We start from the raw sequence: 23,282 nt of genomic DNA, 5'->3' as shown, positions 1-23,282 counted from the left end.
CAGTACCAGAACAGAGATATATACATAAAGAGAGACAGATATTTATTTCGACTGAAATAGATATCTGTCTCTTTTTGTCCTATAGGTCTACTTTGCCTGATCCAGCGCTTCATTGAGCTTCTCTGTTCCCGGCAGGACAAATCTGCCCTTCTCGATGATCGGAACTTCAGTTCCATCCGGATGAACGGAATATATTCCTCCTATCTCATCGTAAGGTATTGTTATGTCTGTATGGCAGTTGAAATACGCCTTTGACACATCTGTTTTTCTCAGAATAGAACACTCATTGTCCTTTGCCACGATCTCCTTGCCATCAGGATTGTGGAGCACATTTTCCTCACTCCAGCTATAGCATGTATCTCCCACAGCAAAATGCGGTCCCATCTTCTCAACTATGAGGATAGGCAGTTTATACACTATGTCATATTTGTTTGCCATGACGTATGCTGTCGTATTTGTTCCTATTGCAAACTCTCCTATAGGAAGTGTATCCCTTCCGCCCAGAAGATTCTCCTTTATATACGCCTTATTCTTCTCCGTATCCGGATAGTTGTCACATGTATAGTCCGCTATTTTTCCATCCTCAAATGTAAGCTTGAGATTCACATATTTCAGGCCGTCCAGGAATACTTCACTTACGTTTAATATTCCGTGGGTTCCGGTGAGCTTCGGTGAAGTGAACACCTCTCCAACAGGTATATTCACATCGGCTACGCAGTTCTCAAAGTTGGTCTCCTTCGATGGATCTGTCATCTCGTGCATCATAACGGTCATATCAGTCACATTTGCTCCCTGACCGACAACCCTCACGTGTTCAGCCTTATCAAGCTCATCTATCATACTCTGATGGATCGCCCTGAACAGATCATTGTCCAGTGTGTTGATCCTGACAGTATCCCTGAATATATCTCTGTATCTATCTCCGATCTCCGGCACAGGGTATGCTATTATAGTGAAGCTGCACTGATCCTGGGCTATATATTCATTTACGATCTGTGAACTCATTGTGCGGTATGAGATCGCAGCCTCCTGCTGTTTCTTGTCGAGCACAGGATTCAGTTCACTGTTCTCCGGCTCAAATGGGTTCTCGCCGAACACCTCGACCACCGCAGGGCCCGCATATACTGAAGCCTCATAGGCCATATTCTTGTATGCCTGTCTAAGCACCTCCAGCTTTCTCTCCATGAGCTTCTTGTCCATGAAGAGTGCCTCATCCATCCTGTGATCGTACTCGAGCTGTCTGTTAGGAACGCTTGACGAATAACCTATCCTGTGTATAAGTCTCCTGTTGATCCTGTTTGCCGCATATCGGTAGCATATCGGCCTCAGACCCATCTGCTCAAACTGCAGTATCGCGGCTCTTATCATCCTCTCCTGTCCAAGGAAATATCGGATATTTACAGTTTTCTTCTTCGAGAGATCTATTCCGGCAGCCTCGAATCCCAGTCTGTAGCCCTCGGTGAATGTTTTTGCCATGGCCTCTATCTCTGAATCCGGCAGGGTACTCATGAAAATCGCCGTGTCGATCTCATTTTTTCCAACATACTCTCCATATCTGTACAGATACGTGACATCGCCCAAATCGCTGTTCATAATGATATCCGTCGCAAATGTGAGATCAGGGTCAAGCTGCTCTCTTATCCTGTACGTGATCCAGAACTCGGCATAATCGTTCTCAAAATAATACACAGCGGATTCCAGATCCTTCACGGAAAAATCATCCTGAAACATGAAATATATCTGGACAAACAGCTCCGCAAACAAAGTTATGTCAACCACTCTGCCCTCAAACGCGTACACTGTCATTCCTCTTATCTCGTTGTACACAAATCCCAGAAGCTGGGCGATACGCTTTATCTCCTCTTTGTCACGGGTGTAATCCTTTGAAAACTCACCCATGATATATCTGTAATTTGCATAGCTTCTATTGTAGTTGTCTCCCAGTATGTCATTGTACAGCCCATGGTTCATCGCCTGAAGCTGATCAAGGCTCCTGTCTGGCAGTGCGTCATTTTTTACCAGTTCCAGAACATCTCCTATTCTAGCTATAAATCCGGCAACATGACTGAAATAATCTCTGTACGGCTCCTTTACCAGTGATTCATGGATTATCTGTCTCACACGTTCCATGATAAGCTCATAGCGCTCTTCTATATCATCATATTCTTCTGTAAGATTCTTATAATAATTCATCGCATGCCCTTTCTATAATCCCATCAATAAAAATATAACAGACGCTCCAAGAACTATAACATTAAGTATGATCGCCATCTTCTTGTTTGTTATACCTCCGTTGTCCGCCCTGTAGCCTATGGCCGAGAATACCAGGCCTGTAAATGCCATCAGCATCGCGCTGACCATGAGGACTCCGTACACCCTCTGTACCTTTCCCTGGGTAAGTATGGATTTTATGATGGATATGACCACAAACACTCCGCCAAATCCGCCCAGAAAGTATCCAATTATGGTGTCCGTCGGCAGACCCGGTGTCGAAACTTTGAATTCCTTACTTCTTTGCATGATATCTCCTGATAAGTTTTGCTATAACGTAATATATACAATATCCTATGACTCCACCAAGCGTATTCATGATGATGTCATCGATATCGAACACACCCAGTTTGGTTATGTACTGCACCGTCTCTATGACAAGTGTAAATCCCAGAGAGTACAGCAGAGCCTGTACAAATGTCGTGTTCTTATTTCTCGCCCATCTGAGCAGCATACCAAACGGTATAAATGCGATTATATTGCCATAAAGATTCAGAAATACACTCATTGGCGACATCTGATCACCGTATGTGATAAATCGCTGTATTTCCTGCAGAGGGTGAAGATTGTATCTGCGTTCATCATATCCCCCTCTGCCAAACATATCGCTGAAAATAAGAAAGTAAACGATACAGATTATATAAAGCACAAACAACACAGAGCACACAGCCCTGAGTTTTTTTCTATCTATCTGCTTCAAAATATTACTCCTGTCAGGACAGGTCTGCAGCTTTACGCATCTCCATTATTCTGTCAAGAAGCATGTCTGCACACTCTTCCTTTGACATCATCGGAAGTTCACTGATACTGTCCCTTGTAATGAGAGTGAGAACATTGGTGTCAACACCAAATCCCGCCCCTGCGACCTTTAAATTATTTGCCGCAATAAGATCTATATGCTTTGAATCTATCTTCTTCCTTGAATTCTCTATGAGATCCCTCGTCTCCATGGAGAATCCGCAGATGATCTGATCCTGTATCCCCTTTTCAATTCTCTGATTTCCAAGTGCAAGCAGAATATCCTTCGTTCTCGAAAGCTTGATGCTCATGTCTCCGTCAGCCTTCTTGATCTTGTGTTCTGCCACCTCTGCAGGTCTGTAATCAGCCACCGCAGCTGCCTTGATGATCACGTCCTGCTCTGTACTTCTGTCCATGACAGCCTCGTACATATCCTGAGCCGATGTTATGTCAACCACATTGACAAATCTCGGCGGTTCTATCTCCACCTTGCCTGTGACCAGGGTGACGTCCGCCCCTCTGAGCATGGCCTGTCTGGCAATGGCATATCCCATCTTGCCTGTGGAGTGATTCGTTATATATCTGACCGGGTCTATGGCCTCACGGGTAGGGCCTGCCGTAACCAGAAGTCTCACCCCGGCCATATCCTTTTCTTTCGCTATGGCCTTAAGGATATAATCCTGAAGAACCTCCGCATCAGGGAGCTTGCCCTTGCCTGTGTCTCCACATGCAAGGTATCCAGTTGCGGATTCCACTATCTCATATCCATATGACTCAAGCTTCTTTATATTGTCCTGTACTATAGGATTCTCTATCATTCCGGTATTCATGGCCGGTGCTATGATCTTAGGACATTTTGCCGGCATGATCGTTGTGCTGAGCATATCGTCTGCTATTCCCCCCGCTATCTTGCCGATTATATTGGCCGACGCAGGTGCCACCATGAACACATCCGCCCTCTTTGCCAGTGCTACGTGCTCCACGTTGAACTGGAAATTCCTGTCAAATGTATCGACCAGGCATTTGTTGCCTGTGAGCGTCTCAAATGTGATCGGATTGATAAAGTTTGTTGCGTTCTCCGTCATGATGACATGCACATCCGCATGCTTTTTCACCAGCATACTTGCCAGATTGGCTATCTTATATGCCGCAATGCTTCCTGTGACTCCGAGAACTACTGTCTTTCCTTTTAACATACTGTGTATTTTATCCTTTCTTCAAAGGCTGTATTCTATAACTCAGCTATAAAGTTGTCAATCAGTCTCGCCTTGCCGAACTTGACTGCCATTGCACAGAGTACATGTCCTTCTGCCTTCTCTATGGACTGCATGGTATCCATGTTGACCATCTCTACATAGTCGATAGTTGCAAGCGGTTCAGCAGAGATGAGCTTCTTCATCTCACCAACGATCTTCGCTGCGTCTCTCTCTCCGTCAGCTATCATGTCCTGACCAAGCTTTACGGCCTTGCTGAGAACTACTGCAGCCTTTCTCTCCTCTGGTGTGAGGTAGATGTTTCTTGAGCTCTTTGCCAGTCCGTCCGCCTCTCTTATGATCGGACAGCCGACTATCTCTATATCAAAGTTCAGATCCTTGACCATTCTCATGATGATGGCAAGCTGCTGGGCATCCTTCTGTCCAAAGTATGCTCTGTCAGGTGTAACTATATTGAAGAGCTTTCCTACAACTGTACATACACCCTTGAAATGTATTGGACGTGTAAGTCCGCAGAGTGCATTTGGAAGTCCTGTCATGTTGATGAATGACACGAAGCCGTCTGCGTACATCTCCTCAGGCTCCGGATTGAATATGATGTCTGCACCTGTGCTCTCACAGAGCTTTGCATCAGCCTCAAGATCTCTTGGATAGCTCTCAAGATCCTCGTTTGGTCCAAACTGTATAGGATTTACAAATACGCTTACAACTGTTCTGTCGTTCTGCTCCACTGACTTCTTGATAAGACTCTGATGTCCCTCGTGAAGATAACCCATTGTAGGAACAAGACCAACTGTAAGTCCCTGCTTCTTCCACTCTTTAACCTGCGCTCTTACCTCATCTATCTTCTTTAAAATTACCATGATCGTTTTCTCCTTTAGTATAACTTCTCTATTACTTCATCGTCTATCTTGTATGTGTGCTCAGGGCCCGGGAATGTTCCGGCATTTATCTCATCGATATAAGCCTTAACCGCACCTCTCATAACATCGCCCACATTTGCAAACTGCTTTACGAACTTTGGAACAAAGTCTGAATACATGCCAAACATATCCTGATTTACAAGCACCTGTCCATCGCAGTAACGGCCTGCGCCTATTCCTATGGTAGGGATGCTTACTGTCTCTGTGACTATCTTCGCAAGCTTCTCCGGTACGCACTCCATTACGAGCATGAATGCGCCTGCCTCCTCAACAGCCTTTGCATCCTCTATGAGCTTCTTAGCTGCAGCCTCTGTCTTGCCCTGCACCTTGAATCCGCCAAATGCGTTGATGGACTGTGGTGTGAGTCCAAGATGTGCACATACAGGTATGCTCGCCTTGACTATGGCGCTTATCTGCGGACACATGTCCTGACCGCCCTCAAGCTTCACCGCTCCGGCACGTCCTTCCTTCATGATCCTTCCGGCATTGACAACCGCGTCATACACGCTTGTCTGATAGGACATAAATGGCATATCTGTGATAACAAGAGCATTCTTTGCGCCCCTTGCCACCGCTGCACTGTGATGTATCATATCATCAACAGTTACAGAGATCGTGTCCTCATATCCGAGGATAGTGTTGCCCAGGGAATCTCCAACAAGAATAGTGTTGACTCCTGACTCATCCACGATCTTCGCCATGGTGTAATCATACGCTGTGATCATGGATATCTTCTTGTCCGTTCCCTTCATCTGCCTGAGTGTTGCCGTCGTGTTCTTCATAATTAAATTCTCCTATTCCGTTCAGTAGACGTATCAAACCGCTATAATCTCTGTCCGGGTGCTTTCTCTCTGCCACCGGCACAAGGCATCTGGACACCGCAGCATATGCGCTCCGTTCATCTCCGCTCAATGCATTCAGATGCTTTCTCACAGTTTCTGTATCGCATCTCTCAACAGGCCCTGTCAGGCTGTCAACCGTTCCCCTGTCAGCCGCAGCTTTCGCATTGCCGAGGAACAAAGGCACTATAGCCCTCTGTGCCTCCTCCGCCGAGAAGCCGCACTGTGTCAGAAGCTCCTGTGAAACCGCCAGCAGCCCTGTTACCAGATTGCTTGCAAACACCGCAGCGCCGTGATACTTCACCTTGTCGGTACCATCAATGCGCACACAGCTATTGCCGAGGGCTCTTATGACAGAACATACCTTATCGACATATCTGTCATCTCCCTCAACTGTAAAAAATGAATTGTCCAGTTCTTTATAGGATTCGTACTTTGAACTTATTGCATACATAGGATGAATCGAATAACCAAAGGCTCCCGCCTCTGTTATACCTGAGAAAATATCTGATGTCATCGCCCCACTGGCGTGACAAATGATCCTGCCACGAATGTCAAGATCCTTTATACTCTTCCACACCTCTCCTATCTGTCCGTCAGGAACGGTGAGAAAAATAATTTCACTATACTCACACAGCTGCTCCAGGCTGTCGTACACACAGGTCTCGGTAAACTCTGCTGCAAGCTCCGCACTCTGTCTGCTGGCGCTAAAATATCCACCAACCTCCAGGCACAATGCTCCATCCGTTTTCTCTCTGACAAGCTCTCTCTTCTCTGCGATATACCTGCCAAATGTGAATCCGACTTTTCCAGCTCCAATAAATCCAATCCTCATACAATCACCTGCTTAAATCTGTTGTCAGTATCCGTGTATGCGCTTCCTGTGGAAGCATGATTCAGGTACAGCTTCTTTCGAATACCATCCATCCAACATACTAACATTCCACTTTTTAATTGTAAAGTTAGTACTTAAACTTTTCTATTACTTCTTCGTTAGCTTTCATGGCAGCCTTTTCCATGTCTCTACGCTCATCCTGAAGCTTTAATCTGACTGCCTCGTTGTTGACACCGATTATCTGAAGGGCAAGATATGCAGCATTCTTGCTTCCGTTTATCGCAACTGTTGCAACAGGGATTCCTGAAGGCATCTGAACGATAGAAAGAAGTGCATCCATTCCATCAAGAGTTGCGCCTGAGAGAGGTACTCCAATAACAGGGAGAACTGTCTGTGATGCCACAACTCCAGGGAGTGCTGCCGCCATTCCTGCAGCCGCGATTATGACCTCTGTTCCGTTATTGTTAGCTTCCTCGATGAATTCTGAAAGTCCTGCGTGTGCTCTGTGTGCTGAAAGGCATCTCACATCGACCTCCACACCGTAATTCTTAAGAATTGATACTGCCGGCTCAACCTTTGGCAGATCACTTGTTGATCCCATGATAATTGCTACTCTCATTTTTCATTTCCTCTTTTCTTGTTTATTTATATTGCAGCGCAGGCTTATTTTGCCTGCGCACTTTATATAATGTTAGATACTGTTGAGATACTGGTCTATCATCTCACTGGAGGTCTGGTAATCTCCGGTTCCCACATACTCCTTAAGTGCAGTGAAGAACTCTGTGTCTATATCTCCGTAGGAGTACCTGTCAATATCACGTATAAGGTCCTCCACAGGTTCGCGGTCCCCCGCTCTCAAGAATGCCCTGAGCTCCTTGAGCTTGCTCTTGTTTATTCCATCCCGGACTTCCTTCTCAGCAGGCTCCTCCACATGATTTATCTTTGACATGTACTTGTCTATCTGCTTGAAGAAGTCGTTCATCATAGCTATAAAATCGCGGGTATTATCGCGGGCATACTGCTGGTTTCCGATATTTATCGCAGACTCCAGGTTGGCCGCCTTGCGCTCGATTCCGTAAGCCCCGATATTTGCACTGCTGCTCTTGATGTCATGGATTATATTTTTGTACTTTCTCACATCGTCGTCTATATATTTTCTGAGCTGCTGTACCTCTTCCCGGTACTCATCCCTGTAATTTCTGACAAATGTGTTAAAGGTTCTGAAGCTTCCACCCATGGCTTTGACGGAATCTTCCACGGACACAAATCTTCCAAGCAGGACTGCATCCTCCATATAGTTGATGTCATCATCGGACTGGGAAAGCTCTGTGTCTCTCTCCTTTATCTTGTCCTCCGATATATAAGTCCTCAGCATGGATTCTGCCTGATCGAGCTCTATCGGCTTAACTATGACATCGTTGAAGCCCGATGTGAGTATCTCCTCTCTGGATGTCTCGACCGTATTGGCGGACAGCGCAATGATAGGCATCTTCTTGTACTCCTCACCGTCAAGATTTCTCATCTCCCTGACGGTATCCAGTCCATCCATGACAGGCATAACGGTGTCGATAAATACCATATCGTAATTCTCCACCATGACCTTATCAAGTGCATCAAATCCCGATGTGGCTGTGTCGCACGCCAGACCATATGTATCAAATATGGTCTTCTCCACCTGTAATGCAAGCTCTGAGTCGTCCACTATAAGTATGCGGGCATCCGGCAGCCACAGATGTGAATTGGCATTTCTTCTCGCCATCTCCTTGCGCTTTCTCTCATTGTAGTTGACATAACTATAATCAAACACTGACTGCTTGATGCTGAAGCGTATGGTCGTTCCTGCGCCATATATGCTCTCTGCGCTGATGCTTCCATCCAGCATACGCACAAGCTCCTTGGCTATGGCAAGGCCAAGACTGACTCTGAACATTCCTATATCTGATCTCTCATAGGAGTCATCCAGCTCAAACAATGTTCCAAGTCTCTCTTCCTTAACTCCAAGTCCTGTATCCGATATCTTGAAGTCCAGATATATCTCATCGTGATCCCTGTCAAATATTCGGGATATCTCAGTCTCCGGTTCCTCTATGAGCTCCGAGAATTCACTGACTGTGTAATCCTCGGCCTCCGCCTCATCTACATCCTCGTCAGCTCTTCTGGCTATACGCCAGTCAATGTCTATGCTTATATAGCCCTCTTTTGTAGTATTTGCGGACCATGCAAATATGTTCTCAAGAATCTCTCTCACCGCCGTCATATCTCCTATGAGTCCGTTCGGTATCTTGTCCTCAATGCTGACCTTGAGATCGATGAGATCACTGTTCACCATTGACTTGAATTCGTCGGAGAGCTCATCTATGAGATCCGAGGCAAAATACTGCTTGTACTCCGGCTCTATGATGTCGTCCTTGAGGTTTGAAAGCTTCGATATTCCATCGGACATATCGAGTATCTCTCTTCCCGCAGCATACATGGCACCGTACTGTGCATACTCATCACTCTGGGTATCCTGACAGTTTCTCATGGCAAGCTCTGAGATGGCGATTATGTTATTGAGTGGAGTCCTTATCTCATGATTAAGATAGTTTACATAATCATTCTTTGCCTGATTTGACTTCTCCGCCTCCTCACTCTTCTTGCTGAGCTCTTCCACCTGCTCGTTCTGTCTTCTGAGAAGCTTGAAGATACTTCTCGCAACAGCTATTCCCACTAAGATAAGAAGAACTATAAATATCACAAGGAGCATCTTTGCCAGATTCGTCTCGAAAAAACCAAGTTCCTTGTCTATGACAAATGTAAGCGGCTGTTCACACTCCACGCCGTCCGCATTTTTTGCAGTTAACATAAAACGGTAAGTACCTCCCTCAAGATTGGTGTACTCGACCTCCATCTTGTCAGTTCCCGTGAGTGTTCTCTTCTCGCTCTCAAAGCCCTCAAGGTAATACTCCACTGATATGTCAGCACGGTTTACATAACTAAGGACTGAGAACTTGATAGTTATTCTGTTGGTGTTCTTCGGCACATCTATCTGTCCGTCCAGATCTGAGAACTGATGCTCAGTTCCATCCACCTCTATGGAGGCAATACGAACCCTAGGAGCTACCTCGTTCACATACTCTGAATTGAGATTTATCCTGCACAGCCCTTCATCGCAGCACACATACACAACGCCTGTCTTTGACACATAGTTGGTTGATTTCTCTGTTATGTTGGATATTATTCCGTCGTTCTTCGTAAAGCTTATATATTCAGGTGAGGCATTGCTCAGTATATCCTTCTCATAATATCTGTATAAACCTCTGGAACCAAACATCCACAGGTATCCCTGATCGTCCATTATGAGATCGTATATACCGTTGGTGTTATCCACGGTGGTGACCTGTCTGACGGTTCCCTCCTGATAATACAGACCATTGTCCGTTCCTATCCACAAACCGCTGCTTCCGCGGACCATACTTGACACAACGCTCATCTTCTGGGTATCATCCAGCTTCATCTTGCCGACAGTATAATCCGTGTCAACTATAAACACGCCAGCGCCGTTGGAACCGGCATACAGCTCGCCGGTCTCGTCTGCGTACAGGCTGATTATGTCAGGGTTATCAAGTCCATCCAGTCTCGATATGCTCTTTACGACATCATCGCCCTCTATCACAGATATACCGTTCTCTGTTCCAACCGCCACCGTTCCCGGCTTTATCTCAGTTATACAGTTCACGGCATTGCTTATGAGTGATGACTCTCCACGGCTGTAGCTCTTGTACTGCCAGTTTCGGCTCACCTTTATTACACCATATATCTTATATGTAGCTATCCACAGATGATCGTCCGAATCCACATACAGATCTCGTATACTTATACCGCTGAGCTTTGATACGAGCTCATTGTCCGCACTCATCACAAGCTTGCCATTTGAATCTACGATATACAGACCTTCATCAGTTCCTATAAACGTGTTGCCATTGTAGCTCGTCACACAGTTCACGATGGAGCTGTCTATGCCGTACTTCATGGTGACATTCTGGAACTTGCTCCTCTCCAACTGAAGAATACCTTTTCTGTATGACGTAAACCAGTAATTGCCCTCAAAGTCTATGATCATATCGCTCATCGACTCGTTAAAGCTCAGTCCCCCGATGGCTGTCACATTACCCTTTGATGAGATATATCCAACACCGTCATCGGCAAGCGCCCAGATGTTGTCGCCATCCGAATATATCTTGTTGATTCCGTGAAGGTTGCCCGTGTTGATGATCTCATTCTTGCCGTCTGTTCCTATCTTAAGGATGCTGTATCCGGCGGATCCATAATACCTGTTGCCATTCTCGTCAACATACAGTGAGTTTATATCGTCGACCCTGTACTCTGACTTGTTGGTTATGGAGACATGTCTTTCAGGATCAACGGTTATCAAAATATCATTATTGGCTATTGCATACACATAGTCCCCATGTCCTGATATATTTCCCACGCTGAGTCCTGACACGACATCATCAGCCAGAGCTTCCGCACCGTCAGATGACAGACGAAATATTCCCGACGAGGCCGCTATCCACAGATTCTTGTTATCGTCCTCGTACATGGCGTTGATGGTCGACACACCCAGATTGTACATCTCGGAAACTCTCTGAAAGGTTCCGTTATCATACATGTAGAGTCCATAGTTGTCCGTTCCAACATACAGCTTCTCATCACTTGTGAGATAAATACAGTTGATCGAATATTTCGTGGCATCCTCGTCACCGTCCAGTGAGAACAGTGTAAATTCACTTCCGTCATACCTGTAAAGTCCGTTGTCCGTACCTATCCATATGTATCCACTCACAGACTGGCACACACAATTTGCCTCTCCACTGTCAAACCCATCGGTATCGGAGAATGTCCTCTGGTTATAATTTGATGTAAAATCCTCATCTGCAAACACACTAAGCCGTGGCCACATCACTGTCGCCACGGCAAGTATTATCACGTATATGATAAGTTTCTTTTGATGATCTCTCATTTTTTCCTCCGAAGATATGTCCGCTCCTACGCCTCTTTGAGGAATGCAACATATCCTTTCTTGGTCTCATATATATCTGCCTTGGATGTCACTTCCCATGGTGCATGCATGTTGAGTACAGCCACGCCACAGTCTATTACCTCCATACCATACAGTGAAAGTATATATGCGATGGTTCCGCCGCCACCGACATCTACCTTGCCGAGCTCGGCTGTCTGGTATGTGATCTCCGCATCATCCATGATCTTTCTTATAGCCGCCATGTATTCTGCATTTGCGTCATTTGATCCTGACTTTCCTCTTGATCCTGTGAACTTGTTAAATACCATTCCTTCACCGAAGATAGCCGCATTCTTCTTGTCAAATGCTGACTCAAATGTAGGATCAAAGCCCGCAGATACATCCGATGACAGCATCCTTGACGATGCAAGACATCTTCTGAGTGAGATCTCTGAGAAGCCACCCATGGCGTTCATGATCTCAGCTACAGTATTCTCAAAGAAGTGTGACTGCATTCCTGTTGCTCCAACACTTCCTATCTCCTCCTTGTCAGTGAGCAGACAGCAGGTCGTCTTCTCCGGATCGTCAGCCTCAAGCATGGCGACAAGGGATGTGTATGCACACACTCTGTCGTCCTGGCCATATGCCATGATCATACTCTCGTCTATACCGCAGTTCCTTGCCTTTCCTGCAGGAACGATCTCGAGCTCTGCTGAGAGGAAATCCTCCTCCTTCATATCGTACTTCTTCTCAAGGAGCGCAAGTACAGCTTCCTTTACAGCCTCCTTCTCCTTGCCCTCAAGCGGTCTGCTTGCAAACAGTATGTCAAGCTGCTCTCCCTCTATCACTGAATCCGCTCTCTTCTTGAGCTGCTCCTGAGAGAGATGTATGAGAAGATCTGTAACACAGAATACCGGATCATTCTTGTCCTCTCCTATGTTCACTGTCATAACGTCACCATTTGTCTTTGCAACAACACCGTGTATGGCAAGTGGGAGTGTTACCCACTGATACTTCTTGATTCCGCCGTAATAGTGAGTGTCGAGATATGCAAATCCGCCCTTCTCATAAAGCGGATTCTGCTTCACATCCATTCGAGGGGAATCAATGTGTGCACCGAGTATGTTCATGCCCTTCTCAAGCTTCTTCTTTCCTATATTGAACATGGCGACCGTCTTGTTCATCCACACGGCATACACTTTATCTCCAGCTGCAAGGCTCTCCTTGTTCTTAATGATCTTCTTCAGATCTCTGTAGCCGTGATCCTCTGCCTGTCTGACGATCTCTTTAACGCATTCTCTCTCTGTCTTGCCATTGTCAAGGAATTCCCTGTAGTCCTTACACAGGCTCTCCAGCTCCTTTATCTCATCCTTCTTGTATTTGTTCCACGCATTTTTCTGTGCCATTTTCATTGCCTCCTGTTAATAACTGTACACATCAGTGTCTATATTCCACGCACTCCTGCGCATAGTAATACTGCGCAGGATAACGAGTATAGCTCCCATTATTATAAAGAAAATAATATATACTGCATATGACGGGATCATTGTAAACTTGAAAACAAGATATCCTGCCACACACAAAACAATTGCTATAACAATTGCAATAGCCATATTAAAGAATGCATTCAGATTGCCTCTGAGCGCACCGTATTCATCCTCCCAGTCAAGCTTCGGATGTGTTGAATCGAGAAGCACACCTGTGTATGTGCAAATGCCCGAGCCGAGGATTCCCAGCACAACATAATACACACTGTCTATAACACTACACTCCATATATATGCAGAGGATAACCGTGGTAACCGCGATCGTAACTCCGCTGAACAGCATGCTAACCCAGACCTTTGCGCGGATCTGGAGATCATATGTCATCGGGATGTGCTTTATAAATGATATATGGCTTCCCTCTCTGGTGAACGCCGTGGATGCGATACTGTTCATCGCTGTTGCAAAGAATGCCAGGGCGATGACCGCAACCAGCATGACCATGTCAGCCAGGAAAAGCCCTCTTCCAAATGTGTCTCTGAATGCCCTGATCGAATCCGCAGTTGCAGGTATATTGAACAATGCCACAACGAGTATCGGCCATATCAGGTTGACCACAACGCAATACTTCCTGTATGCCGGAGTCCTCACCAGTGTCTTTATCTCCTTTGCCATATATGATCTGAACGGTGTCTTTATGGCAAAGTTCTGCAGCCCGACAACATCCTTCTGGCGGCGTCCCGACCTTCCGGTGGATGACACAAGGTATACGCCCCTGAGGTACAGCAGATTTCCAAGGAAAAACAGAAGTGCCACACAGGAAGCGTTCACAAGCACAAAGAGCAACATATACACGATGTTGTTACTGCCCAATGCCTTCAGGAACAGCGGAACCGTGAAAAATATATTGTTCATTACCTTTATGAATATATTGTCACCATTTTTAAGACTGTCTATGTAATTATTTATATTCACAGAGTCCATCTGTGCAAATGACCATATGAAAAGGCCTGCAAACACTACAACCGCAAGTCCCACCATGAAGTCCACATTTCTGAGCAGTTTGAGTCTGCTGAAAAACGCCATGACTATCAGTGCAAATATACCACAGTACACCAGCGGCAGAACCGGAAGTAAAAATACTCCAAGTAATGAGGTTATCACGGATACCGGCTTTATCTCTGCGGCTACAAAGTAACCGATAAATCCACAGAAGAGAACCATAAACTCCATGACGCTCTCGGCAAAATATGCGTGTGTAAACTTGGCGGCCACAAGCTCTGCCGGTTTCACAGGCAGCGGCAGTAAATGATCAAGATCAGATGAAAAATAAAGCAGATTGAATATGACCATTATACTGAATATAACGCCGAACACCGACATGAGCTGGATAACGAGGTTGAGTCCCTCTGTACAGCCTCCCGCCTCCATGAGTGCGGCAGTCATTATGTAAACTATAAATCCCACAACAATACAGCACGGGATCATGATACAGCACATGGCGATGATTCCCATGACCTTATATGCCTTTGCCTTGTCCCCGTGCTCCGGCATCTCCATATCATTATTCCTGCTTATCATACTGAGCAATATCCTAAAATTCTTCATGCGTCATCTCCACAAATATCTCTTCAAGAGATTTGTTCCTGTGCTGTGTCTCAAGCTCATCCAGAGTTCCCTGGTATATATCCTTTCCCTTTCTTATCATGATTATCTTGTCGCAGAGCTTCTCTGCAACCTCGAGAACATGTGTTGAAAAGAATACACAGTTTCCTGCGTCGGCATGTTCACGCATCATCTTCTTGAGCTCATATGCCGCATTCGGATCAAGTCCCGTCATAGGCTCGTCGAGTATCCATACAGGTGGATTGTGCACAAGCGCAGCTATGACCATCATCTTCTGGCGCATACCGTGGGAATAGCTGACCATCTGTCTGTTCAGGCTGTCCTCCATACCAAAGCGCTCAGCCATCTGCTCTATCCTCTGCTTTCTCTCGGTGGTCGATACTCCATATATATCAGCGATGAAATTGACATACTCAAGTCCCGTAAGTCTGAGAAATATATCAGGATTGTCGGCTATATAACCCATGGACTGCTTGGCCTCCATTGGCTTTTCTCTCATATCGAAACCATTTATCTTTACTCTGCCCTCCGTCGGCATAAGTATACCTGTCAGCATCTTGATGGTAGTTGTCTTACCCGCACCATTCTGTCCAACAAATCCTACTATCTCACCCTTGTGTATATGGAAACTGAGATCATCAACTGATACAATGTCTCCGCCATACACCTTCTTAAGATTCTCCGCTATTATCATGCGCATGTCCTTTCATCACTATATCGTTTTTGCATACCCGGTCTTATTATATCAATTCAGCGTACGGTTTACAAGTTTACCGTTGTATCAAGACAGAATGAATATATGACCTTCTCCTTAACCTTCATGCCGGTGAGCTGTTCAAGCACATCGGCGTATTTGTCGAGCTGGACATGGTATCTCTTAACCAGCTCCGACGCATCATTCACGCTGTCTGTCTTGTAATCCAGAAGAACTATGCCGCCATCCTCCTCGAAGTAGGCATCTATGATTCCCTGTACAACTATCGTCTCGTCTCCGCAGTCCTTAAGTGAGCTCATTATTTCTCCGGGCTCCATCATCATGTAGAACTGTCTCTCACGGTACAGTCTGTCCGACTTGCCCGCAGCCGCCATGCGCTGTCCTATCTCACTGTGTATCATCTTATATATCTTCTTTGGTCTTATCCGCTCTCTGTACAGCTCATCAAATAACCCAAGCTCAAACACTCTGTCGACATCCTTCTCCGCATCCGCAATAGTTTTCCCTGAGAAGTCTGCAAGCTCCATGATCTTGTGATAAATGTTTCCTATCTCATTTCCATGGACTATCCTCTCCTCACTCATGAATGCTGGGATTGGGACCTCACTTCTGGCACTGTACTCCCTGCTGGTTAGGATATCCGGTGTAATGGCATCCTCACCGTGCGCCTGAAGTCTTTTTATCTCGGTTATGGACATCTTACTCTTAAGCCCCGAATGTCTGTAGCCATACCTGAATTCCAGTCCGTTCTTCACATGGTCATACAGTTCTTTGTCGAGCTTCGCTTCAGAGGCTTCCACTGTCATATTTTCTGCTTCATCCTGATCAGTCTCAGAAGACATAAAGCTGTCGGCCTCCACCTCGATGCTCTTCACATGATCGCACTCTCCCACATACCTGAGCGCGGTATATATCCAGGCGGCATAGCCATTTGCTTTCATGATAGATGCATAATTCATCCTGTCTCCGATTATATACATATCACAGGCTGCCTTGAATTTATCTGCATCCTTCACGCACCCGGTCATGTACAACTTTTCCTTTGCCCTGGTTAACGCCACATACAGTACTCTCATCTCCTCGGCATAGGTCTCCGCAACGATATTCTTACTCATTATCCGCTTGAAAAATGTCATTCTTCTGGCTCTTGTTCTGAGGTCGACCTGGTCGCACGCCAGATAATGATCCTGGTGGACAAGCACATTTGATCTGGTGTCCATCAGATTAAACTCCTTGCCGAGCCCAGACACAAATACAACAGGGAACTCCAGTCCCTTGCTCTTGTGCATGGTCATGACTCGGACGACGTCCTCATTCTCACTGACCACATCAGCCTCTGCAAAATCCAGATCATTTGTCTTGAGCTCATCAACATATCGGATGAAGTTGAACACGCCCTTGCTGTTCTCCTCGAAATCATCCGCCTTCTTGATGAGCATGTCGATATTCGCCTGGCGTCTTCTTCCCATCGGTCTGGCACCGACAAACCAGTAAAATCCGGTGGTGTCCAGCACGTATCTTATTATGTCGCTTATGGACATATAATTTTTATTCTTCTTGAGATAGTCAAGCATGCGGAGGAATTCCCACAGTCTGTCCACAGCGTGTTTTTTCTCGCCCACATGGGTGTCCATATAATCTATGACCTTGTCATAAAGTCTGGCGTTCCAGTCCGTGCCGTTCTTCTCGTATCTGCTGCGGTATTCACCCACTATAACCGCAAGCTCCTCCTCATCAAGGCCCACCAGTGGCGACCTTAAGACAGCAGCCAGGTCGTAATCCACGTAGCTGTTATCAACTATGGAGAGCATGCTGACCAGTGTCCGTATCTCAGCAGCATCAAAGTAGCCACTCTCACTCTCAATATACAGAGGTATGCCCTTCTCCTGAAATACCCTGTCAAATATGGTGGATGCTGTGGACACACTTCTAAGCAGTATGACGATATCCTTATATCTGACAGGTCTCCTGTCAGCACCACTTCCAACATACAGAGGTTCACTTCCGTCAACAATATCACGTATCTTACCGGCGATATAATTCGCCTCAACCTCAGGATTGCCATACTCCTCAGATACATCCGCTTCTCTCATATTGTTGTCTATGAGTATGAACTCTGATACAGGGCCATGATCCACGTCATCCGGCTCCGTCATCCCTTCTCCGTCACTTATGGCAAATCTGGAATTGAGCTTTGCGCCCTCATCGTACTCTATGTCTCCTATCTCTCGCCTCATGAGCTGGGCAAATATTGAGTTCACCGTCTTTAACACATTTATCTCACTTCGAAAGTTTCTGGTCAGCAGTATGCTGTTGCCATCTATGTCCGGGTCCGCTATGTCAGCATCACCCAGCCTGCGGTAGCTGTCATACTTCTCTATGAACAGATCCGGTCTCGCCATTCTGAATCTGTATATGCTCTGCTTAACATCGCCGACCATGAATGTGTTGTGGATATCCTCACCGTGTCCCGACACACTTGCCAGAATATATTCCTGCAGAAAGTTACTGTCCTGATACTCATCTATAAGTATCTCCCTGTACCGCCTTGAGACTTCCTTTCCAATCTCTGAAGGGACAGCCCTGTCATCCTCTATTCCATCGCAAAGTATCCTGAACGCGAACTCCTCTATGTCGTGGAACTCGAACATATTCTTGTCCATCTTGACCTTCATCAGCTCATCCATATAAAGCTCAGTGAGCTTCAAAAGTGATGATATCACTGGCTCAGTCATGGCTGCCTGCCTCAGAATGTCATCCACATCCAGGACGACCGAAACTATGTCGTCTATGATCGACTTATACACATCCCGCCTTGATTTGACAAATTCCTTCTTCTCCGGGTCAGCTCCACCGCCCGGGTTCACAAATCTGTCAAATGCATAGCATATACTCCGGCCCTGGGCATCCTTCTCCATCTTGAGTCCCTCCGGTCTCAATGACGATCTGTATATATCTCTGAGTTCAAACAGGTCAACATGCAGGTCGTCTTCCCCGCCACAGCTTCTGAGCATGTGTGTTATCAGCTCAACATCCTTATCCACACGGAGTCCGTACGCCTCAAGGCCATACGCCTCCGTTGCATATTTCTGGCACTCCCTGACCATATCATCCGCAGTTCTGAGCATCATGTACACCCTGTCCGCAAATGTTCTGACCATCGGAAGCCCCATGACTTCTCTTCTCTTCTCCTCCTCAGTGGATGATGTATCCACGGCAAATTTCATGGCATCCGCCGCCTGCGCAAGCCATTTCTTCGGCTCCGGATAGCTGGATATAACCTTTATTATCCTCTCAACGATATCCGGCACGGCACTGTCACTCTCATTTCTCGCAAACGTCATTATCAGCCTGTCGAAACCGGGCACGACCGATTCATCCTCATAGCACATCTCCATGACCTGATCCATCACGTCGTGCTTTATGATCTTCATCTCCGTGTCGTCCGCTATGCCAAATGCACAGTCGAGCTCCACCCTCGCAAAGTATTCCTTCACTATCCTAAGGCAAAAGCTGTCTATGGTGCAGATGTCAGCATGGTTGATCAATGTCATCTGCTTTATAAGATGCTCGTCATATTCGCCCTTCGCCATCATCTCATCTATCTTTTTCTGCAGTGCCTGTCCTATCTTCTCCTTCATCTGGGCCGCTGCCGCATTTGTAAATGTAACGACAAGAAGCTCATCCACAGATACCGGCTCGCTTCCCTCTATTCTGTCACCACGCGAATTTCTTCCGGCCACCATCTCTATGATACGCTCCACGAGCACCGCCGTCTTACCTGACCCCGCCGCTGCAGATACAAGAAGATTGCCATGCCTTGTGTCGATGACATGCGCCTGCTGGTCTGTCCACTTTATTCCATTGTCAGTCTTCATATCTTTTCCCATGTCATCATTCCTCACTTATCTCTATATCGAACTCAGCAGCTCTCTTCACTATCTGTTCAGACAGTTCCCTCAGCTCCTCAAGATGCACCCTCTCCTCCGCAAGCTTCCTGCCGGTGCTCTCGAGAGTATCCCTCATCTTCTGTGTTGCCTTATCGCCGCGGTCATCTACCTTCTTCTTTGCATCCTCATACTTTTTCCGGGCGCTGTCACATGACTTAACGGCCTTCTCCATATCGCCCCTGACCTTCTTGTATTCAGTCTTGATATTCTTTATATCCTCAGCTTTGCGGTTGTAATTTTCCGCCTCGCCCCTATAGATCCTGGAGTATGAATTGCCTGAATACTTGCTGTCAAATGCACATATGCCCTTAAAATCACAGTATTTGCACGCATTTGCCTTGCCCTCATTGACCGGATTTATCTCGATGCTTCCCTCGGCTATACTGCCGGCAAGCCTCTCTATGTTCCTGCGGTTCGCCTCCATGAGATCTGTTATAAGAGTCTCCTCAAGGCTCTGTCCGTTCTTGAGTGTCGCTGAGCTGTTGTCCATGACCTTCAGCGCCCTGTTATCTCCATTGTACAGGCCTGAATATCTGGACTCCTCAAGTATCTTCTTCTCGAAGGTGTCCACAAGCACTCCCCCGAACACCTCGTCATCGGCCGCAAATCCCATGCCGTCATCGGTGTATCTGATCTTATCTCCCATTGCCGTCACGTCACATGCCGGATTGTCAAAGGTATAATACAGAAGTCCGCCCACATGTATACCACCAGGTCTTCCAAGCTGTGCCATCCTGCGCTTTTCAAGCTCGCAGGCTATGGCGCCGTATGTCACGAGCTGCATCTGGAGTCCTCCGAGCACCTTGTCTATATCCAGCTTCTTATCAGATGACTTGTAATCTATGATCTTGAAATAAGCATCCCTGTCATCCGTAAATTCATCTATTCTGTCTATAACTCCCTTGAGGCTCATCGTGAGTCCATTTGGAAGATTGAATATATATCTGTCTATGTTGTCTGCATTTTCCGATGTGTTGAACCGCCGCTCAAAATTCTCCGGGTCCATCTCCCCACATCTGATAAATGTGCGGAGCGTCCTGGCTGTCCTCGACGCAACATCCGCCAGAAGCTTTTTCATGTATGCCGCTCTTGAAGAATCCTCAAAGTACAGCCCGGCTTCATCCTCCGCAGATTCATTTGCAAATTCCACCGCCTTCTGTTCCAGCTCCGCCTCGTCCAGATGTACCCAGTCGTTGTCCCTGAACATCCTGACAAATGAGAATATCTTCTCCATGGTTCTGTGAAGTATATTACCAACATTTGCAGCGCCTATCCTGTATGTCTCCCTCTCTCTGAGCGAAAGTCCGTATGTCAGGAAATACTTGAACTGGCACTCAGCATACCGCTCAAGCTTGGACACACTCTCCACCAGATTCTCTCCATATATAAGGCGTACAGTATCTGGAGACAGATTTTTTGACGAGTTAACATAATTCTGCCCGAAATTGATCGATCTGAGCTGTCTGCCATATCCCATCTTCGAAAGCAGTTTTCTGACAGCGTCCAGCGTCTCCCCTGCTTCAACGTCATCAGAATGTCTGATGATGTATCTGAGCGCTCCCGCCGCAGTCTCCGGCATCTGACCGTCCACATCATACTCCTCCGTCCGTATATCCGGGAATATATTCTTTATCCTGTCTATCAGGTATGACGGCTTCATGGACTTGAGATCCTCTCCGATCTTTCGGCACAGCACATAGATCATATCCGACGCCTTGGTGAGCGTGGTGTATATATAGAACTGTTCTATATACGCATTTGTCTTATCTGATGGAGCCAGCTCTATACCGTAGTCCTCAAGACTCTGGCGGTCTGCACCGGAGAGTATCCTGCCCTTCTTGGCCGGTTTCGGAATTATGCCTTCGTTCACTCCCGCCATGAACAGCACCTTTATATGGTTGAGCCTTGATCTCGTCATATCGCCGACCACCACGCGGTCTATAGTCGGAGGCACTATACCGATCTCCATATCCGCTATGCCTGCATCCAGGATTCCCGCATATTCTTTTACGGTAAGCTTCTCATCGCCGATTATAGCCTCCATCTTCTCAAACAGGGCAACAACCTTGTCAAATATCCTTCCGTATGCATCTCCCTCATCCCATCTCTCCTGCTCATACAGCACTTTCTTATGAGCCTCAAGCTTACCGCACACATCAAGCTGCGCAAGGAAGCTGTAAAGAGATTCCGTATATGTTCTCACTGTGTTCTTAGAGCCAGGGCTTGCCGGCTTCCACACATCGATACATTTGTCCGGGAAAAGCTCCATGATCTGGGCTCTTATAGACTCCATGTCTGCCGCATAGTCAGGATTCCTGTCATCGGTTATCTCCTTCGTCCAGCTCCTGTAACCCCTGAGATTCCTGAGAAGCACATAGTTCTCCATCCTCTCAATGTCGTCCTGATCCACACCGGTCATTCCTGACTTTAACAGTCTGAACACGCTGTCAAATGAGAAGTTCTCCGTCATCACACCGAGGAAAGCCCTTATGGTGTCTGAGCACGGATCTCCCTTAAGAGATATATTTGCATCTATGAACACAGGGATTTCGTATTCCTCCATCGCCTGACGGTAATACCTTGCCACATCCTGCAGATCACCCGCAACCACGGCTATATCCTTATAACGGTATCCCTTGTCCCTGACAAGCTCTCGTATTCTTCCCGCTATATACTCAGCCTCGTCTGCCGCCCTGTCCACAGCGACCACATGTATGTCTCCGTCATCGCCTGTGACTCTGCCATGGGGGTATCTGAACAGATTGGCCTCAAGTCCGGCAAGCTCCTTGCTTTTCTCGAATCTGTACGGTCTGCGATCCTGACACATAACGACATTATCCAGTATGTCCACCTGCTCATCACCCGCCATTCTCACAAGCGCCTGCACAGTCTCCTTGGTGAGTCTGAACAGCTCGTACTCCTTCGGCTTTGTGAAGCCTATCTGCGACGCATCTATCGTAAATACAAATATCATGCTCTCAACGCGTGTCATGAGCTTCCTGATAAGATCCATCTGTACCGGTGTAAATCCTGTGAATCCGTCAAGATACAGATGGCTGTGTGCCAGCATATCCGACCTGTCCACGCATTCAGCCAGCAATTCAATGAGCTGCTCCGCAACTATATAGCTGCCATCCCTGTTGTACTCCTCAAATCTCTTATATATAAGCCTGATGTCATGCATTTTTCTGTATACCAGACTGTCCTTATCCAGCTTGTCCATGACTGCGTCGATCGAATCCCTGTCAACCGCATACTGGAACAGCTCAGACATCATGGATTTCATCTCATCTATAAAACCCATCTTGTTGATATAGCTTCCATAAACAAGGAGCTCGTCCTGTGACTCTATAAGTATCTTCTTGATGAGCATGCTCTTTCCAAAGTCCTCCAGAACCCTTCCCGGATTCACTGACAGCTCATCGAATACCCGGTACGCAAGCCTGTTGAAGCCTATGGCATCTATGTTCATTGTTCCATGCCTCGGATGCATGGTCACTATATCTCTCTGCGCCTCCATGGAGAACTGCTCTGGAACCACGTACAAATAATTCAGGTCTCCGTGAGCCATCGACTCCTCTATCAGCTTCTTTATCACATATTCTGTTTTTCCTGAACCGGCGGGTCCCAGTACAAACTGTATTGCCATCTGTATTCTCCTTACACCTCAATATACTGTTATCTA

The 23,282-nt window shown here is 46.5% G+C and carries 14 protein-coding genes; all 14 read right to left on the bottom strand.

All coding sequences use genetic code 11. From position 1 onward, the window contains the following. Nucleotides 1-87 precede the first annotated feature (87 nt). The 14 genes from DXD11_RS10210 to DXD11_RS10145 all read right to left on the bottom strand — a co-directional run bounded on the left by DXD11_RS10210 (nt 88) and on the right by DXD11_RS10145 (nt 23,246). On the bottom strand, nt 88-2,193 hold the full coding sequence (locus tag DXD11_RS10210; protein WP_055273409.1) for an aminopeptidase: 2,106 nt from the start codon (nt 2,191-2,193) through the stop codon (nt 88-90). A gap of 12 nt (nt 2,194-2,205) precedes the next feature. Further along, nucleotides 2,206-2,520 carry a hypothetical protein gene (locus DXD11_RS10205; protein WP_015535076.1) on the bottom strand — a complete coding sequence of 105 codons (315 nt, stop codon included), beginning with the start codon at nt 2,518-2,520 and terminating at the stop codon, nt 2,206-2,208. Next, a complete protein-coding gene (locus DXD11_RS10200; protein WP_118758331.1) occupies nt 2,507-2,971 on the bottom strand; it encodes a VanZ family protein in 465 nt (154 codons plus the stop codon). The genes DXD11_RS10205 and DXD11_RS10200 overlap by 14 nt, the downstream gene beginning before the upstream one ends. 13 nt (nt 2,972-2,984) lie before the next feature. Further along, nucleotides 2,985-4,205, bottom strand: coding sequence for a bifunctional phosphopantothenoylcysteine decarboxylase/phosphopantothenate--cysteine ligase CoaBC (gene coaBC, locus DXD11_RS10195; RefSeq protein WP_015535077.1), 1,221 nt, complete (start codon nt 4,203-4,205; stop codon nt 2,985-2,987). Nucleotides 4,206-4,240: 35 nt separating this feature from the next. After that, on the bottom strand, nt 4,241-5,086 hold the full coding sequence (gene panC / locus DXD11_RS10190; RefSeq protein ID WP_015535078.1) for a pantoate--beta-alanine ligase: 846 nt from the start codon (nt 5,084-5,086) through the stop codon (nt 4,241-4,243). A gap of 14 nt (nt 5,087-5,100) precedes the next feature. Beyond that, nucleotides 5,101-5,928, bottom strand: coding sequence for a 3-methyl-2-oxobutanoate hydroxymethyltransferase (gene panB / locus DXD11_RS10185; RefSeq protein WP_015535079.1), 828 nt, complete (start codon nt 5,926-5,928; stop codon nt 5,101-5,103). Continuing rightward, a complete protein-coding gene (locus DXD11_RS10180; RefSeq protein WP_118758330.1) occupies nt 5,855-6,820 on the bottom strand; it encodes a Rossmann-like and DUF2520 domain-containing protein in 966 nt (321 codons plus the stop codon). The genes panB and DXD11_RS10180 overlap by 74 nt, the downstream gene beginning before the upstream one ends. A gap of 127 nt (nt 6,821-6,947) precedes the next feature. Then, nucleotides 6,948-7,439, bottom strand: coding sequence for a 5-(carboxyamino)imidazole ribonucleotide mutase (gene purE, locus DXD11_RS10175; protein WP_015535082.1), 492 nt, complete (start codon nt 7,437-7,439; stop codon nt 6,948-6,950). Between the two features lie 72 nt (nt 7,440-7,511). After that, nucleotides 7,512-11,822: a hybrid sensor histidine kinase/response regulator gene (locus DXD11_RS10170; RefSeq protein WP_022216892.1), complete on the bottom strand. Its 4,311-nt coding sequence runs from the start codon at nt 11,820-11,822 to the stop codon at nt 7,512-7,514. Nucleotides 11,823-11,848: 26 nt separating this feature from the next. Beyond that, nucleotides 11,849-13,228 (bottom strand): aminopeptidase, encoded by a 1,380-nt coding sequence (locus DXD11_RS10165; protein WP_022216893.1) that lies wholly within the window; start codon nt 13,226-13,228, stop codon nt 11,849-11,851. Nucleotides 13,229-13,243: 15 nt separating this feature from the next. Continuing rightward, the gene (locus DXD11_RS10160; protein WP_118758329.1) at nt 13,244-14,914 is read right to left on the bottom strand and encodes a hypothetical protein; all 1,671 of its coding nucleotides are present in this window, start codon (nt 14,912-14,914) and stop codon (nt 13,244-13,246) included. Continuing rightward, entirely contained in the window at nt 14,901-15,626 is a 726-nt protein-coding gene (locus DXD11_RS10155; RefSeq protein ID WP_022216895.1) for an ABC transporter ATP-binding protein, read from the bottom strand. The genes DXD11_RS10160 and DXD11_RS10155 overlap by 14 nt, the downstream gene beginning before the upstream one ends. 68 nt (nt 15,627-15,694) lie before the next feature. Beyond that, a complete protein-coding gene (addA, locus tag DXD11_RS10150; RefSeq protein WP_118758338.1) occupies nt 15,695-19,537 on the bottom strand; it encodes a helicase-exonuclease AddAB subunit AddA in 3,843 nt (1,280 codons plus the stop codon). A gap of 4 nt (nt 19,538-19,541) precedes the next feature. Further along, nucleotides 19,542-23,246: a PD-(D/E)XK nuclease family protein gene (locus tag DXD11_RS10145; RefSeq protein ID WP_118758328.1), complete on the bottom strand. Its 3,705-nt coding sequence runs from the start codon at nt 23,244-23,246 to the stop codon at nt 19,542-19,544. Between the last annotated feature and the right edge of the window lie 36 nt (nt 23,247-23,282).

The sequence above is a fragment of the Coprococcus sp. TF11-13 genome (assembly GCF_003481085.1).
Taxonomy (GTDB): Bacteria; Bacillota; Clostridia; order Lachnospirales; family Lachnospiraceae; genus Coprococcus; species Coprococcus aceti.
This window is presented reverse-complemented; position numbering and strand designations above follow the sequence as displayed.

Excerpts from the sequence above, each read along its gene's own strand:
- DXD11_RS10210 (WP_055273409.1), bottom strand. The coding sequence starts at position 2,193 with ATGAATTATTATAAGAATCTTACAGAAGAATATGATGATATAGAAGAG.
- DXD11_RS10205 (WP_015535076.1), bottom strand. The coding sequence starts at position 2,520 with ATGCAAAGAAGTAAGGAATTCAAAGTTTCGACACCGGGTCTGCCGACG.
- coaBC (WP_015535077.1), bottom strand. The coding sequence starts at position 4,205 with ATGTTAAAAGGAAAGACAGTAGTTCTCGGAGTCACAGGAAGCATTGCG.
- panC (WP_015535078.1), bottom strand. The coding sequence starts at position 5,086 with ATGGTAATTTTAAAGAAGATAGATGAGGTAAGAGCGCAGGTTAAAGAG.
- panB (WP_015535079.1), bottom strand. The coding sequence starts at position 5,928 with ATGAAGAACACGACGGCAACACTCAGGCAGATGAAGGGAACGGACAAG.
- DXD11_RS10180 (WP_118758330.1), bottom strand. The coding sequence starts at position 6,820 with ATGAGGATTGGATTTATTGGAGCTGGAAAAGTCGGATTCACATTTGGC.
- purE (WP_015535082.1), bottom strand. The coding sequence starts at position 7,439 with ATGAGAGTAGCAATTATCATGGGATCAACAAGTGATCTGCCAAAGGTT.
- DXD11_RS10170 (WP_022216892.1), bottom strand. The coding sequence starts at position 11,822 with ATGAGAGATCATCAAAAGAAACTTATCATATACGTGATAATACTTGCC.
- DXD11_RS10165 (WP_022216893.1), bottom strand. The coding sequence starts at position 13,228 with ATGGCACAGAAAAATGCGTGGAACAAATACAAGAAGGATGAGATAAAG.
- DXD11_RS10160 (WP_118758329.1), bottom strand. The coding sequence starts at position 14,914 with ATGAAGAATTTTAGGATATTGCTCAGTATGATAAGCAGGAATAATGAT.
- DXD11_RS10155 (WP_022216895.1), bottom strand. The coding sequence starts at position 15,626 with ATGATAATAGCGGAGAATCTTAAGAAGGTGTATGGCGGAGACATTGTA.
- addA (WP_118758338.1), bottom strand. The coding sequence starts at position 19,537 with ATGGGAAAAGATATGAAGACTGACAATGGAATAAAGTGGACAGACCAG.
- DXD11_RS10145 (WP_118758328.1), bottom strand. The coding sequence starts at position 23,246 with ATGGCAATACAGTTTGTACTGGGACCCGCCGGTTCAGGAAAAACAGAA.